The following is a 13,632-nucleotide window of genomic DNA, read 5'->3' on the forward strand; positions in this document are numbered from 1 at the left end:
GTTCGCAGGGGCACTGGTGCTCCAAGGTTGCGTCAGCGTATCCGCGCCGACCTCGATAACGCCGACCGTCTCCGCCCCCGTAACCGTCGACGGCGTCCCGGCCGGCATGCAGTATCTCTATGCCTCGGGCGAAGCCGCCGCCGTCAGCATCCAGGCGTGGAACGCCCTCGTCGGCTACGTCCGCATGCAACGCACGCCAAGCTCCGTCGTCCTCGCCCAAGGCGCCTCGCTCGCGGCCCCCACCTGGACGACCTGCGGCACCAAGCCGAAAGCCGCCGTGTTCGATGTCGACGAGACGGTACTCCTCAACCTCGGCTTCGAATATGACGCGGCGTCCGGCCAAACCTGGTCCGACTCCCGCTGGCAGGATTGGGAACGCACCGGCGTCAAGCAGGTCGCCCCCGTTCCCGGCGCCCTCGCCGCGCTAACCGCACTCCGCGCAATGGGCGTAACCGTGATCTTCAACACCAACCGCTCCGCCGCCAACGCCGCACAGACGCAAGCCGCGATCGAAGGCGCCGGCCTCGGCCCCGCCCGCCACGGTGACACACTGTTCCTCGCCGGCGACGACGCGACCGGCTCGAAGAAGGACGGCCGCCGCGCGACGATCGCCGCCCGATACTGCGTCGTCGCGATGGGCGGCGACCAGCTCGGCGATTTCAGCGACCTGTTCAACGCCGGCCAGACCCCAGCCGCCCGGCGCGCCGCCGTCCAGTCGCCCGCGATCGCCGCGAAATGGGGCGCAGGGTGGTTCGTGCTGCCCAACCCGGTCTACGGCACCGCGCTGAAGGGCAGCCGCGACGAGGTGTTCCCGCCGGCATTGCGCTGGGCCCCGACCGGAGGCGTCAAGCAATGACCGACCACCCCAACGCGATCGCGCTCGACAAGGGCGCGCAATTGACGCGCGAATCGGTCGAGGTTGCGCGGATCTGGATCACCAACGGCGCCGGCAGCAACGTGCTGATTGACGCCGGCATCCTCGAGGACCCGACCGTGTTCGGCTACCTGATCGCCGACACGATCCGCCACGCCGCGCGCGCCTATGCGGGCACCTGGGGCCTCGCCGAGGACGCCGCGTTGCAGGCGATCGTCGACGGCGTCGGCACCGAGCTCCGCGAGCAATTCACGACCATCACCACCCTCCAGGAAGGAACGATCAACTGATGCCCTGGGACCGTAACCAGATGGCCGCGCGCGCCGCCAAGGAACTCAAGGACGGCTATTACGTCAACCTCGGCATCGGCATTCCGACGCTGGTCGCGAACAACATCCCCGAGGGCATGACCGTCACGCTCCAGTCGGAGAACGGCATGCTCGGGATCGGCCCGTTCCCCTATGCTGGCGAGGAGGACGCCGACCTCATCAACGCCGGCAAGCAGACGATCAGCGAACTCCCCTCGTCGGTCTATTTCAGCTCGTCGGACAGCTTCGCGATGATCCGCGGCGGCCATATCGACCTGACGGTGCTGGGCGCGATGGAGGTCAGCGAAGGCGGCGACATCGCCAACTGGATGATCCCGGGCAAGATGATCAAGGGCATGGGCGGCGCGATGGACCTTGTCGCGGGCGTCAAGCAGATCATCGTCGTGATGGACCACACCGCCAAGGACGGCAGCCCCAAGTTCATCCCGTCCTGCACCCTGCCGCTGACCGGCAAGAACGTCGTCGACATGATCGTCACCGATCTGGCGGTGTTCCAGCGCGCCGACCACGACAGCCCGTTCAAGCTCGTCGAACTCGCCCCCGGCGTGACCGCGGACGAGATCGCGGCGAAGACGACGGCGCACTACACCGCCTGATGAAGCGCGCCGCCATCGTCATCGCGCTGATCGCGATCCTGATCGCGGGCACGGCGTTCACGGCCGGGCCGGGTACGCTCAGCGTCCTCGACGGCGTGATGGGCGGCGGTCGCGGCACCGCGCGCATCCGCGAAGGCGTCCCGTTCGGCACCCACGGGCAGAAGCTCGACATCTGGCGGCCGTCCGGTGGCGCGAAGACCGGCCTGCCGGTGCTGATCTTCTGGTATGGCGGTGGCTGGGTCCACGGCTCGCGCGGCGCCTATGCGTTCGCGGCGCGCGCCTATGCGAAGGCGGGCTACGTCGTCGTCATGCCCGATTACCGCAAGGTTCCCGACGTCCGCTTCCCCGCGTTCCTCCAGGACGGCGCCGAAGCGGTGAAATGGACCCGCGACCACATCGCACAGTCCGGCGGCGACCCGAACCGGATCGCCATCGCCGGCCATTCCGCCGGCGCCTACACCGTCGCGATGCTCACGCTCGACCAGCGCTGGCTGAAAGCGGAAGGCGTCGACCCGCGGATCATCAAGACCGCAGTCGGTCTGTGCGGACCGTATGATTTCTACCCCTTCACCGCCAAGCGCGCGATCGACGCAATGCAGGGCGCCGCCGACCCGGTGATGACCCAGCCGATCCACTTCGCCCGCGCCGATGCCCCGCCGATGCTGCTGATCACCGCCGGCGACGACACACAGGTAAAGCCGCACAACGCGATCAACCTCACCGCGCGACTGAAAGCGCTCGGCGCCCCCGTGACGCACATCGACTATCCGGGTTTGAGCCACGAGAACGTCGCGATGGCGCTGTCGAAACCGTTCCGTAGCAAGGCCCCCGTGCTGGCCGACAGCGTCGCGTTCCTGAACCAGGCGATGCCCGCGCGGTAGACTCGCCCCCTCACTGACAGTCCGTCACCCCCGCAGTCCGTAACCCGCAAAATCCGTCGTCCCCGTAATCCGTCACCCCGGTACTCCGTCACCCCAGCGAAAGCTGGGGTATCCCAGTTGGCGGATGCAGCGACCCAAACCGGGAGATACCAGCTTTCGCTGGTATGACGGGTGTGGGTCGGACGGGTGGGCGCGGCCAATACCGTGTTTCCCCGCGAAGGCGGGGACCCAGACTGGGCTCCCGCCTTCGCGGGAGAACAATCTTACGCGAGTTACCGCTCACTACCACAACGACCGAAAATTACATCGAACCTCGACCTTGCGCCCCTTTTCGATTAACGCGCGCCCATCATGGCTACTCCACAAACGCTGTACGAAAAGATCTGGGCGGCGCACGTCGTCGAACGCCGCGACGACGGCACCTGCCTGATCTATATCGACCGTCACCTCGTCCACGAAGTCACCAGCCCGCAGGCCTTTGAAGGTCTCCGCGTCGCAGGGCGCAAGGTACGTCGCCCCGACCTGACCCTCGCCGTCCCCGATCACAACCTCCCGACGACCGCGCGCAGGGACGCCGCCGGTCGCGTCCTGCCGATCGCCGATCCCGAAAGCGCGCAGCAACTCGACGCGCTCCGCCGAAACACCGCCGAGTTCGGTATCGACTATATCGACGCGATGGCCGTCGAGCAGGGCATCGTTCACGTCGTCGGCCCCGAACAGGGTTTCACGCTCCCCGGCACGACGCTGGTCTGCGGCGACAGCCACACGTCCGCGCACGGCGCACTCGGCGCTTTGGCGTTCGGGATCGGCACCAGCGAAGTCGAGCACGTCCTCGCCACGCAGACGCTGTTGTTGTCGCAAGCCAAGACGATGGAAGTCCGCGTCGACGGCGAAATCGGCTTCGGCGTCTCCCCCAAGGACGTCATCCTCGCGATCATCGGTAAGATCGGTGCGGCGGGCGGCACCGGCCACGTCATCGAATTTACCGGCAGCGTGATCCGCAACATGTCGATCGAGGGCCGCCTGACGATCGCCAACATGTCGATCGAGGCGGGCGCGCGCGCCGGCCTGATCGCGCCCGACGACACCACATTCGCCTATCTCAAGGGTCGCCCGATGGCCCCGACCGGCGAGAACTGGGATCGCGCGGTCGCCTGGTGGCGCAGCCTCGCGACCGATCCCGGCGCCAAGTACGACAAGTCCGTCGTGCTCGACGCCGCCGATATCGCCCCCGGCCTGACATGGGGCACCAGTCCCGAGGACGTCGTGCCGATCACCGGCGTGGTCCCCGAACCGTCGAGCTTCGCCGATCCCGCCAAGCAGGCGGCCGCACGGAAGTCGCTCGACTATATGGGCCTCACCGCCGGCACCGCGATGCGCGACGTGCCGATCCAGCACGTCTTCATCGGCAGCTGCACCAACAGCCGTATCGAGGATCTCCGCGCCGCCGCGGCGATCGCCGATGGCCGCCATGTCGCGACCGGTGTTCGCGCGCTCGTCGTCCCCGGTTCGGGCCTCGTCAAGCGGCAGGCCGAAGCCGAAGGGCTCGACCGGATCTTCATCGACGCCGGTTTCGAATGGCGCGAACCGGGCTGTTCGATGTGTCTCGCGATGAACCCGGACAAAGTCCCTGCGGGGGAGCGTTGCGCTTCCACGTCGAACCGCAATTTCGTCGGCAGACAGGGTCCCGGAGCGCGCACGCATCTGGTATCACCCGCGATGGCGGCAGCGGCGGCGGTGACCGGCAAGCTGAGCGACGTCAGAGAGTTGATGGGGGCAAGAACATGAAGAAGGTTTTCGTATTGTTGGCGGCTGGTGCCATGCTCAGCGGCGTCGCGGCCTATGTCGCATCGGCGCGCGTGGTTCCGGAGCACACGGAACAGCGATGACCCCCGTCACGACCGTCTCGGGCCGCGCCTATCCCTGGGGCGCAAAGAACATCGACACCGACGTCATCATCCCGGCGCACTGGCTGAAGACGATCACGCGTACCGGCCTCGGCCGTGGCGCGTTCGAGACGGTGCGTGCGCAGCCCGGCAACATCTTCGACGACCCGCGCTACGCCGGCGCGCCGATCCTGATCGCGGGTGACAATTTCGGCTGCGGCTCCAGCCGCGAGCACGCCGCGTGGGCGCTCGCCGACATGGGCATCACCGCCGTGATCGCGCCGAGCTTCTCCGACATCTTCTCAGGGAACGCGTTCAAGAACGGCATCGTCCCGGTCGTCCTTCCCCAGGATGCGATCGACCGCCTGCTCGAAGTCGCCAGGGACCAGATCGTCACCGTCGATCTCGAGACGATGACCGTCACCACCCCGTTCCAGGACCGCTTTACCTTCGAACTCGACGCATTCCGCCGCCAATGCCTCATGGAAGGGCTGGACGAAGTCGGCCTGACACTGGCAAGGGATACCCAGATTTCAAATTTCGAGGAGGCGGTCGCATCGAATCGCCCCTGGATGACGGTGGAGAGCGGGTATGCGGGCATTGGTATCGAAGGCGATCGGCGGACCTGAAACTCTGGAAATGGTCGAGCTGCCCGATCTGGTGGCTGGCCCCGGACAGGTCGTCGTCGCGGTCAAGGCCTGCGCGATCAACTTCCCCGACGTCCTGATCATCGAAGACAAATATCAGTTCAAGCCGCAACGCCCGTTCGCACCGGGCGGCGAGATCGCCGGCACGATCGATTCGATCGGCGAGGGCGTCACCGGCTGGGAGATCGGCGACCGCGTGATCGCGATGCTCGGCCATGGCGGCCTGTGCGAGAAGGTCATCGCCGACCCCGCCAAGCTGTACCGCCTGCCAGAAGGTCGCAGCTTCGCCGAGGGCGCCTCGCTGATCCTCACCTACGGCACGACGATCCACGCACTGCTCGACCGTGGCCACATCAAGGCGGGGCAGACCTTGCTCGTCCTCGGCGCGGCCGGCGGGGTAGGGCTTGCCGCGATCGAACTCGGCAAGGCGTTCGGCGCGAAGGTCGTCGCCGCCGTGTCGTCGGAGGAAAAGGCGGCTGCCGCCAAGTCCGCGGGCGCCGACGAAACGCTGATCTATGCCCGCGCGCCGTTCGACAAGGATCAGTCGAAGGCGCTCGCCGAACAGTTCAAGGCGGCGCTCGGTCGCGACGGCGCACACGTGATCTATGATCCGGTCGGCGGCGACTATGCCGAGCCCGCGCTGCGATCGATCGCGTGGGAGGGCAAGTATCTCGTCGTCGGTTTCCCCGCCGGGATCCCGAAGTTGCCGCTCAACCTGACTCTGCTCAAAAGCTGCGACGTCTGCGGCGTGTTCTGGGGTGCATTCGCGGCGCGCGATCCGAAGGCGAACCAGGCTCATATCGAAACGCTGTTCGATCTGTGGGCGGCGGGAAAGATCGCGCCGCGCGTGACCGAGACATTCGCGTTCGAGAACGGGGGCAAAGCGATCGCCAAGATGGCTGCACGCGGTGCCATCGGTAAACTCGTGGTGGAGGTCGGCTGATCCAGCCGGCCTCCCTTGTGTCCAACCGGGAGTTCCCGCCCGGCCGGACGCGTCACGTCAGATCAAATTATAGACGACCGCGCCGATGGCCGTCCACATCATCACCGACGCCAGCACGCCGTACGCCAGGCCATGCACGACGCGCGGTGCCGACCGTGTCGGAGTGGTGGGTGCAGGTGCCGATATACCAATCATGATCACTCTCCTGCCCGTGCAAATTGTCACGTGGCTGTCTTATATATCGGTATGTTTATGGCCCTGCGCTAGTAGGATTCTACTGCGGTTCGTCGATTATTGCGCAGAGCGGGTCGGCGACCTATCTCGGGGGCGAATACGAGACTGAACGGGAACCCGCGATATGACCATTTTCGAAGATCGCGAACGCGCTAGCGAGGCACATTTCGCGCGCGAGGAAGAGATGGCGTTCCGGATTACCGCGCGCCGCAACCGCCTGCTCGGGGGCTGGGCGGCGCATGAGATGAAGCTCACGCCCGAGGAGACCGACGCGTACGCGACGGCTCTCGTCCATGCGGACATGGAGGGCGGTGGCGACGACGATGTCGTGCGCAAGCTCGTCGGCGATCTTACCGCGGCCGGCCTCGACCATGACGAAGCGACCGTCCGCCGCGCGCTCGCGCAGCAGATGATCGAGGCCCGTCGCCAGCTGCTGGAGTCGCGCTGACATGCCGATGGCTGCCGACGACATCGCGACCATGATCCGCGACGCGATCCCCGATGCCAAGGTCGAGATCACCGATCTTGCCGGCGATGGCGATCACTATGCCGCCAAGGTGACCGCGGCGAGCTTTGCAGGGATGAGCCGCGTGAAGCAGCACCAGGCCGTCTACGCGGCGCTCGGCGGGCGGATGGGGGGCGTCCTGCACGCCCTGCAACTTACGACCGCAATTTCTTGAGGACTGAATACATGACCGACGATACCAACGCCCGCATCGACGCCCTGGTCAAAGCCAGCCCGGTCGTGCTGTTCATGAAGGGCAGCCCGCTCTTCCCGCAGTGCGGCTTTTCGAGCCGGGCGATCGCGATCCTCAACCATCTCGAGGTCGAGTTCGAGAGCGTCGACGTCCTGCAGGACCAGGGCATCCGTCAGGGCATCAAGGCCTATTCGGACTGGCCCACCATCCCGCAGCTCTATGTCGACGGCGAATTCGTCGGCGGCTCGGACATCATGATGGAGATGTACGAAAGCGGCGAATTGGCTCAGCTGTTCGAGACGCAAAAGGCGGGTTGAGGCGCCAGGCAACGGCCGACTTCAAGCACCATCCCACTTCAAGCCTGTTCCGTCACCCCACGTCCGTCACCCCATGTCCGTCACCCCATGTCCGTCACCCCACGTCCGTCACCCCACGTCCGTCATCCCACGTCCGTCATCCCACGTCCGTCACTCCATGTCCGTCACCCCAGCGAAAGCTGGGGTATCAGCTTGAGGCGGGCGACATCTGCGCCCAGGAATATCCCAGCTTTCGCTGGGGTGACGGGGTTGGTCTGGGTGCCGGGTTGGTCTGGGTGACGGGTTGGTCTGGGTGACGGGCTTGGTTTAGCAGCGCGTTGGGCTGTATTTTCGCCTGATCGATATCCGGAAATTGCGCCGGGGAGGGTGGATCGACGCGAGACCGGACGGTAGCGGTCGACCCACCCTGCATGAACGCAGATGCGTTCGGTGACGTCGTGAGCTGTGCACTCGCCATGCCAATTTGGCCGCAAGCCGAATTTGCGCGGTCTTCGATAGTTAACCCCATCCTCGCCGGCGGCCGACGTGTAAAGAACGCCGACGGTCGACTGTAACGCGCAGGTCTTGCCATCGCCGCACGGACCCGCCATCTCGCACCCATGGCTGAGCATCCGACCGGTATCCCGATCCAGCTCGAGCCGCTCGTCCTCCGCGTGCTCGCGCCCAATCCGTCGCCGTATACCTATACCGGCACTCAGACGCACATCGTCGGCACCACCGATCTTGCCGTGATAGATCCCGGCCCCGACGATCCCGCCCATATCGAATCCTTGATCCGCGCGATCGATGGCCGCCCGGTCACCGCGATCGTCGTTACGCATCATCATCGCGACCACAGCCCCGCCACGCGTCCGCTCCAGGCGATCACCGGCGCCCTAATCGTCGGTGCGGCACCTTTCGACCTCGACGACGCGGGCGCGCGGGCGGACGCGTCGTTCGACCCGGCCTATGCCCCCGACCGCATTCTCGCCGAGGGCGACACCGTCGATGGCGATGGCTGGACGCTCCAGGCGATCGCAACGCCGGGTCACACCTCGAATCACCTCGCCTTCGCGCTGCCCGAAACGAAGGCGCTGTTCTCTGGCGATCACGTCATGGGCTGGTCGACCACGATCGTATCGCCCCCCGACGGCAACATGACGGCGTACATGGCGAGCCTCGAAAAGCTGATGGGGCGCGACGACCGCGTCTATTATCCCGGTCACGGCGAGGCGATCGAAAAGCCGCAGCGCCTCGTCCGCGGCATGCTCGGCCACCGCAAGCAGCGCGAGGGGCAGATCCTCCGCTTGCTCCGCGATGGCGCGTGGCCGATCCCGGCGCTGGTCGAGCGCATGTATGTCGGTCTCGACCCGCGGCTCGTGCCAGCCGCCGAGCGATCGGTGCTGGCGCATCTCTACGATTTGCAAACCCGCGGACTGGTAATCGAGGAAGGCGAGACATGGCAGACGAAAACCTGAGTCCCGACCCGCCCCCCGCGCGTAGCGGCGGCGTCAGCGCATTCCTGGCCAAGGCGGTCGGCGTGATCGTCATACTCGTGCTTGCGGGGTTGCTCGCGCTGTGGGGCGTGCAGCGCTACGTCAGCGACCGCCTGACGCCCGATCCGACGACGATCGCCAGCGCGAGTCTGGCGGGGCTGCGCGAGCAGAACCGCCTGTCTGCGTTTGCCGCGCGCTACGTTGCGGTCGTCACCTCGAAACAGTCGCAACTCGGCTTCACCACCGAGAAGACGTTGATCATGCCCGGCATGGTCCGCTACGAGGTCGACATGGCCAAGCTGACCCAGGCCGACGTCGCATGGGACGGCACCACCAAGACGCTGTCGGTGCGCCTTCCCGCTGTCGAGGCGGATGGCCCACAGGTCGATCTGAACGCGGTCCGCGAATATGGCTCGGGCGGCGTGCTGACCACCTTCACCGATGCCGAGAAGCGCCTCGACGCCGCCAACCGTCGCGCCGGCCAGATCGAGTTGATCCGCCAGGCGCGCGAACCCGCCATGATCAAGCTCGCGCGCGACGCTACGCGCAGGGCCGTGGAGCGCAGTTTCGCGATGCCGCTGCGCGCCGCCGGGATCGACGCGACCGTCGCGGTGCGGTTCGCCGACGAGCCGGTCGCGAATACGGAGCGCTGGGACACCTCGCGCTCGCTGCAGGACGTGCTAGGGAATGCACGTTAAACTCGGGATATGACCATGGAATTGAACCAGAACTTTGCCGGTATCGACATCCGCGCCGAGATCGAGCGCCTTCGCAAGGAGAAGAACGCCGTCATCCTCGCGCATTATTACCAGAAGCCCGAGCTTCAGGATCTCGCCGATTTCGTCGGCGACAGCCTGGACCTGTCGCGCAAGGCGGCGGCCACCGACGCCGACGTCATCGCGTTCTGTGGCGTGCGCTTCATGGCCGAGACCGCCAAGATCCTGTCGCCCGACAAGATCGTCGTGCTGCCGGACATGGACGCCGGCTGCAGCCTGGAGGACAGCTGCCCGCCCGAGCAGTTCGCCGCCTTCCGCGCCAAGCATCCCGATCACATCGCGCTGACCTACATCAACTGCTCGACCGAGGTGAAGGCGCTGTCCGACATCATCGTCACGAGTTCATCGGCGGATACGATCCTCGCGCAGATCCCGCTCGACCAGAAGATCATCTTCGGCCCTGATCGCAACCTCGGCGGCTATCTGGCGCGGAAAACCGGCCGCGACATGCTGCTTTGGCCGGGCGTTTGCATCGTCCATGAGGCGTTCAGCGAAACGGAGTTGATGAAACTCAAGGCACAGCACCCTGGCGCGCCCGTCGTCGCACATCCGGAGTGTCCGCCGATCATCCTCGATCATGCGGATTACGTCGGTTCGACGCGTGGCATCCTCGATTATGCCCTCGCGATGCCCGGCGACACGCTGATCGTCGCGACCGAGCCACACATCATCCATCAGATGGAAAAGGCTCTTCCGAACAAGCACTTCATAGGTGCGCCGGGCGCGGACGGAAATTGCAACTGCAACATATGCCCGTACATGGCGCTGAACACGCTGGAAAAGCTGTATGTCGCGCTGCGTGACCTCGCGCCGCGGATCGAGATCGAGGAGGGTTTGCGCCTTCGGGCCAAGAAAAGCCTCGATGCGATGTTGCGGATGGCCTCGAACACCGTCGGCCAAGGCGATCTGGGCCCGGCGCAGTTCAGCCCGGGCTGATCTCGCCGAGCTGTGCCCGGGCCTGGTCGATGTGGATCGCCGCGATCGGCAGGTCGAGCGCATCGGCCAGCGCCAGTGCCTCGGCAAGCAATGCGTCAAGACGCTCGAGATCGGTCATCGTCTTAACATACATCATATATTCCTCGATATCGAAACGGGAACTCAGGTCCGTCAAACTGGTTCCCGAGGCCGGCAACTTTCCAAAGACCAGCCCGATAAGCCGTTATGGCGACGCGCTTTTCCTCGCAATACTCCAATGACCCATTGGAAAAAACTGAGTGAAGATTTTGGGAGACGACACGTGAACGCAGCATTGCCCGAAACCTTCGACATTCCCGCGTTCGTCGCGGCGACGCTGGCCGAGGATCTCGGCACGATCGGCGACATCACGTCGGCCGCGGTGATCCCCGCGGACGCACGGTTCACCGGCGTAATGGACAGCCGCGACCCGATCGTCGTCGCCGGGCTCGACCTCGCCGAAGCGTTCTTCCGCGCGCTTGATCCGGACGTGCGGATCGAACGCCTCGTCCAGGACGGCGAGCAGGTCGCGGCGGGCACCGAATTGCTGCGGCTCGAAGGGGCGGGGCGGGCGCTGCTCACCGCCGAGCGATCCGCGCTCAACACCGTCCAGCATCTGTCGGGCATCGCGACGATGACGCGCCGCTATGTCGATGCGATGGCGGGCACCGGTGCGATCCTGCTCGATACGCGGAAAACCATTCCCGGCCTGCGCGTGCTGGAGAAATACGCGACCCGGATGGGCGGCGCGCAGAACCACCGGATGGGGCTGTGGGACGCCGCGATGATCAAGGACAATCACGTCGCGGTCGCGGGCGGCGTCGCCGAAGCGGTGCGGCGCGCGAAGGCCGCAGGGATTGCGCACATCATCGTCGAGGTCGACCGGATCGACCAGATCGAGCCCGCGCTCGCGGCCGGGGCGACGCACCTGCTGCTCGACAACATGCCGCCCACCACCTTGCGCGAAGCCGTGACGCTGGTCGCTGGCCGCGTGCCGACCGAGGCGTCGGGCGGCGTCAATCTCGACACGATCCGCGCGATCGCCGAAAGCGGCGTCACCTATGTGTCGGTCGGTCGCTTGACGCAGTCGGCACCCGCGGCGGATATAGGCTTGGACTTCGCGACCGCCGGATAGCCCCGCCAGATCCGGCGCGGGCTGCGGGCCGGCAGGTCAGGGAGCAGGATCATGGTCAGGCCGGATACCATCGTTCGCTACGAGCGGCTGTATTGGGCCGCGTTCGCGCTGGATTCGATCGTCACCGCGATGACCTGGACGCAGCGCGAGGCGATCGTCACGGCGTATCCGGTCCTCGCCAAGGCGACTTGGATATTGCCGACCTTCCAGGCGATCGGCATCTCGGTGACGGTGCTGCTCTGGTATTTCACCGCCCGGGCCCCGAGCGTCGTCGCGAAATGGGTGGTCGTCATCTTGGCGGCGCTAGCGGTGCTGGGTGCGGTCCAGGCGCTGGGTTCGCTCGCGACGGGCAGCGCGACGCTCGGCACCGCGTCGATCCTCTCGCTGATCGCGAACGCGCTGTACGTCGCGGCCGCGGTGTACCTGCTCAAGCCCACCAGCAAGGCGTGGTTTGGCCAAGATGCCGCAGCCGAAGCCGACGAAACTTTCGTGGCTCATACCGATACCCCCACCGATACCCATCCCGTGATCGACAAGGAAAACGTCCGATGATCTCCAGACTGATCCTGGCCGCCACGGCGACGATCCTGCCGGGCGTCGTGCAGGCACAGGCCTATCAATGCTCGGCGCCGGCGTCGGTCGAGCGCGTCCGCCCCGATCTGCCCTCGGCGAGCCAGCCGAAGCGCGACATCCCGATCGGCAGCTACACGCTCGCGATCACCTGGGCGCCGCAATATTGCCGGGACAATGGCGATCGTGCGGGATCGACGTTCCAGTGCGGCGCGGGCAACCGGTTCGGCTTCACGCTGCACGGGCTCTGGCCTGACGGCGTCGGCAAGGACTGGCCGCAATATTGCCACGCTGCCGGCCTCGTCCCGCCCCCGGTGATCCGCGCGCATCTCTGCACGACGCCGTCCGCGCAGCTACTCCAGCACGAATGGGCGAAGCACGGCACCTGCATGCCCGGCTATCGTCCGGCGAAGTATTTCAACCAGTCGGCGGGACTGTACAGCAAGCTCCGCTATCCGGATATGAACGCATTGTCGCGGACGCCGATGACCGCAGGCCGGTTCGCGGCGGCGATGGCGGCTGCGAATCCGGGCTTGAAGCCGGACATGATGCGCGTGACGGCGACGAGGCAGGGCTGGCTCGACGAGGTCTGGATCTGTCTGGACCGCCGTTTTCGCTATCGTCGCTGCCCCGTGCACCAGGGTGGACTGGCTGCGACGGCGCCGTTGCAGATCTGGCGGGGTGGCCGGTAGGGAGGCGGGGCTTTCGTGACCGGACGCGTGGGTACATGTGACCGGTGCCGGTGCTCGGATACTCAGGTTCGACGATCCCTCTGATCCTCCCCCGCCAGGGGGAGGTGGCGCGCAGCGACGGAGGGGGAGGGGGCGATAACGTCGGTTTCGTGCCCTCCCCCTCCGTCAGGCAAGCGCCTGCCACCTCCCCCTGGCGGGGGAGGATCGTGAGGACCGTTTGGTTTTGATGCCGCGCTCGAACCGCGGAAAACGCCCGGCGGGAGCGCCTAGCGGCGGTCCTTCAGCCAGACCAGCACTGCCGCCGCCACACCGACTCCGGTTCCGACCAGGAATCCCGGCGTCGCCTGCCCGATCGCGAAGCCCACGCCGGCGCCGCCCAGCATCCCGAGCGCGACGAGGAAGCCGCCCGCGGCGCTTGGGTCCTTGTGGGGGGGGAGGGTGTCGCGGGAAGTCGGGTCGGCCATCGGCGTGTCCTGCCACGCGGAGCGGCGGGATACCAGCCGCGCGCCGCCAGCGATTCGTCGCCCGGACGAAACGTGGCGGAAATACGGCGTTACATACTGTTCCGGAACGACAAGCCCGGCTAGGAGCCGGACATGGTGTTCCGCGTCGGGCGAGCCGGGCC

19 protein-coding genes are annotated in these 13,632 nt (G+C 66.3%); 16 read left to right on the forward strand and 3 right to left on the reverse strand.

Annotated features, from left to right (window positions below):
* Window positions 1-16: 16 nt before the first annotated feature.
* The 7 genes from NLI89_RS17005 to NLI89_RS17035 all read left to right on the forward strand — a co-directional run bounded on the left by NLI89_RS17005 (window position 17) and on the right by NLI89_RS17035 (window position 6,156).
* The gene (locus NLI89_RS17005) at window positions 17-856 is read left to right on the forward strand and encodes an HAD family acid phosphatase (RefSeq protein ID WP_439144531.1); all 840 of its coding nucleotides are present in this window, start codon (window positions 17-19) and stop codon (window positions 854-856) included.
* The gene (locus NLI89_RS17010) at window positions 853-1,164 is read left to right on the forward strand and encodes a DUF5076 domain-containing protein (protein ID WP_254688121.1); all 312 of its coding nucleotides are present in this window, start codon (window positions 853-855) and stop codon (window positions 1,162-1,164) included. The genes NLI89_RS17005 and NLI89_RS17010 overlap by 4 nt, the downstream gene beginning before the upstream one ends.
* The gene (locus tag NLI89_RS17015) at window positions 1,164-1,799 is read left to right on the forward strand and encodes a 3-oxoacid CoA-transferase subunit B (RefSeq protein WP_254688122.1); all 636 of its coding nucleotides are present in this window, start codon (window positions 1,164-1,166) and stop codon (window positions 1,797-1,799) included. Before NLI89_RS17010 ends, NLI89_RS17015 begins: the two co-directional genes overlap by 1 nt.
* The gene (locus NLI89_RS17020) at window positions 1,799-2,680 is read left to right on the forward strand and encodes an alpha/beta hydrolase (protein WP_254688123.1); all 882 of its coding nucleotides are present in this window, start codon (window positions 1,799-1,801) and stop codon (window positions 2,678-2,680) included. Before NLI89_RS17015 ends, NLI89_RS17020 begins: the two co-directional genes overlap by 1 nt.
* Before the next feature lie 351 nt (window positions 2,681-3,031).
* Complete coding sequence (gene leuC, locus NLI89_RS17025) at window positions 3,032-4,468, forward strand: 3-isopropylmalate dehydratase large subunit (protein WP_302675841.1); 1,437 nt, start codon at window positions 3,032-3,034, stop codon at window positions 4,466-4,468.
* A gap of 97 nt (window positions 4,469-4,565) precedes the next feature.
* On the forward strand, window positions 4,566-5,195 hold the full coding sequence (gene leuD / locus NLI89_RS17030; protein WP_254688124.1) for a 3-isopropylmalate dehydratase small subunit: 630 nt from the start codon (window positions 4,566-4,568) through the stop codon (window positions 5,193-5,195).
* On the forward strand, window positions 5,158-6,156 hold the full coding sequence (locus NLI89_RS17035) for an NADPH:quinone oxidoreductase family protein (RefSeq protein ID WP_254688125.1): 999 nt from the start codon (window positions 5,158-5,160) through the stop codon (window positions 6,154-6,156). The genes leuD and NLI89_RS17035 overlap by 38 nt, the downstream gene beginning before the upstream one ends.
* A 57-nt stretch (window positions 6,157-6,213) precedes the next feature.
* Here the strand turns inward: NLI89_RS17035 and NLI89_RS17040 are convergent, their stop codons facing one another.
* Entirely contained in the window at window positions 6,214-6,351 is a 138-nt protein-coding gene (locus tag NLI89_RS17040; protein WP_254688126.1) for a hypothetical protein, read from the reverse strand.
* Between the two features lie 163 nt (window positions 6,352-6,514).
* Between NLI89_RS17040 and NLI89_RS17045 the strand changes: the two genes are divergently transcribed.
* The 6 genes from NLI89_RS17045 (at window position 6,515) to nadA (ending at window position 10,592) form a co-directional block, all read left to right on the forward strand.
* Complete coding sequence (locus tag NLI89_RS17045) at window positions 6,515-6,838, forward strand: DUF1476 domain-containing protein (RefSeq protein ID WP_187505126.1); 324 nt, start codon at window positions 6,515-6,517, stop codon at window positions 6,836-6,838.
* 1 nt (window position 6,839) lies between these two features.
* Window positions 6,840-7,070, forward strand: coding sequence for a BolA/IbaG family iron-sulfur metabolism protein (locus tag NLI89_RS17050; protein WP_187505125.1), 231 nt, complete (start codon window positions 6,840-6,842; stop codon window positions 7,068-7,070).
* A gap of 11 nt (window positions 7,071-7,081) precedes the next feature.
* Window positions 7,082-7,405 carry a Grx4 family monothiol glutaredoxin gene (gene grxD / locus NLI89_RS17055; RefSeq protein WP_254688127.1) on the forward strand — a complete coding sequence of 108 codons (324 nt, stop codon included), beginning with the start codon at window positions 7,082-7,084 and terminating at the stop codon, window positions 7,403-7,405.
* 599 nt (window positions 7,406-8,004) lie between these two features.
* Window positions 8,005-8,862: an MBL fold metallo-hydrolase gene (locus NLI89_RS17060; protein ID WP_254688128.1), complete on the forward strand. Its 858-nt coding sequence runs from the start codon at window positions 8,005-8,007 to the stop codon at window positions 8,860-8,862.
* Window positions 8,844-9,578, forward strand: coding sequence for a DUF4230 domain-containing protein (locus tag NLI89_RS17065; protein ID WP_254688129.1), 735 nt, complete (start codon window positions 8,844-8,846; stop codon window positions 9,576-9,578). Before NLI89_RS17060 ends, NLI89_RS17065 begins: the two co-directional genes overlap by 19 nt.
* Window positions 9,579-9,593: 15 nt before the next feature.
* Complete coding sequence (gene nadA, locus NLI89_RS17070) at window positions 9,594-10,592, forward strand: quinolinate synthase NadA (RefSeq protein WP_439144532.1); 999 nt, start codon at window positions 9,594-9,596, stop codon at window positions 10,590-10,592.
* Here nadA and NLI89_RS17075 read toward each other — a convergent pair.
* A complete protein-coding gene (locus NLI89_RS17075; RefSeq protein ID WP_254688131.1) occupies window positions 10,579-10,728 on the reverse strand; it encodes a hypothetical protein in 150 nt (49 codons plus the stop codon). The genes nadA and NLI89_RS17075 overlap by 14 nt on opposite strands.
* Before the next feature lie 165 nt (window positions 10,729-10,893).
* On the opposite strand from NLI89_RS17075, the gene nadC reads away from it, so the two are divergent.
* Genes nadC through NLI89_RS17090 form a run of 3 tightly spaced genes read left to right on the forward strand, consistent with a single transcriptional unit; the run spans window position 10,894 to window position 13,007 of the window.
* Window positions 10,894-11,745, forward strand: coding sequence for a carboxylating nicotinate-nucleotide diphosphorylase (nadC, locus tag NLI89_RS17080; protein WP_254688132.1), 852 nt, complete (start codon window positions 10,894-10,896; stop codon window positions 11,743-11,745).
* A 51-nt stretch (window positions 11,746-11,796) separates the two neighbouring features.
* Window positions 11,797-12,297, forward strand: coding sequence for a hypothetical protein (locus NLI89_RS17085; protein ID WP_254688133.1), 501 nt, complete (start codon window positions 11,797-11,799; stop codon window positions 12,295-12,297).
* Window positions 12,294-13,007 carry a ribonuclease T2 family protein gene (locus NLI89_RS17090; protein WP_254688134.1) on the forward strand — a complete coding sequence of 238 codons (714 nt, stop codon included), beginning with the start codon at window positions 12,294-12,296 and terminating at the stop codon, window positions 13,005-13,007. The genes NLI89_RS17085 and NLI89_RS17090 overlap by 4 nt, the downstream gene beginning before the upstream one ends.
* 266 nt (window positions 13,008-13,273) lie before the next feature.
* Here the strand turns inward: NLI89_RS17090 and NLI89_RS17095 are convergent.
* A partial coding sequence (locus NLI89_RS17095) for a hypothetical protein (protein WP_254688135.1) occupies window positions 13,274-13,632 on the reverse strand: 359 nt, incomplete at its 5' end.

Source organism: Sphingomonas faeni (assembly GCF_024273235.1).
Lineage (GTDB): Bacteria > Pseudomonadota > Alphaproteobacteria > Sphingomonadales > Sphingomonadaceae > Sphingomonas > Sphingomonas faeni_A.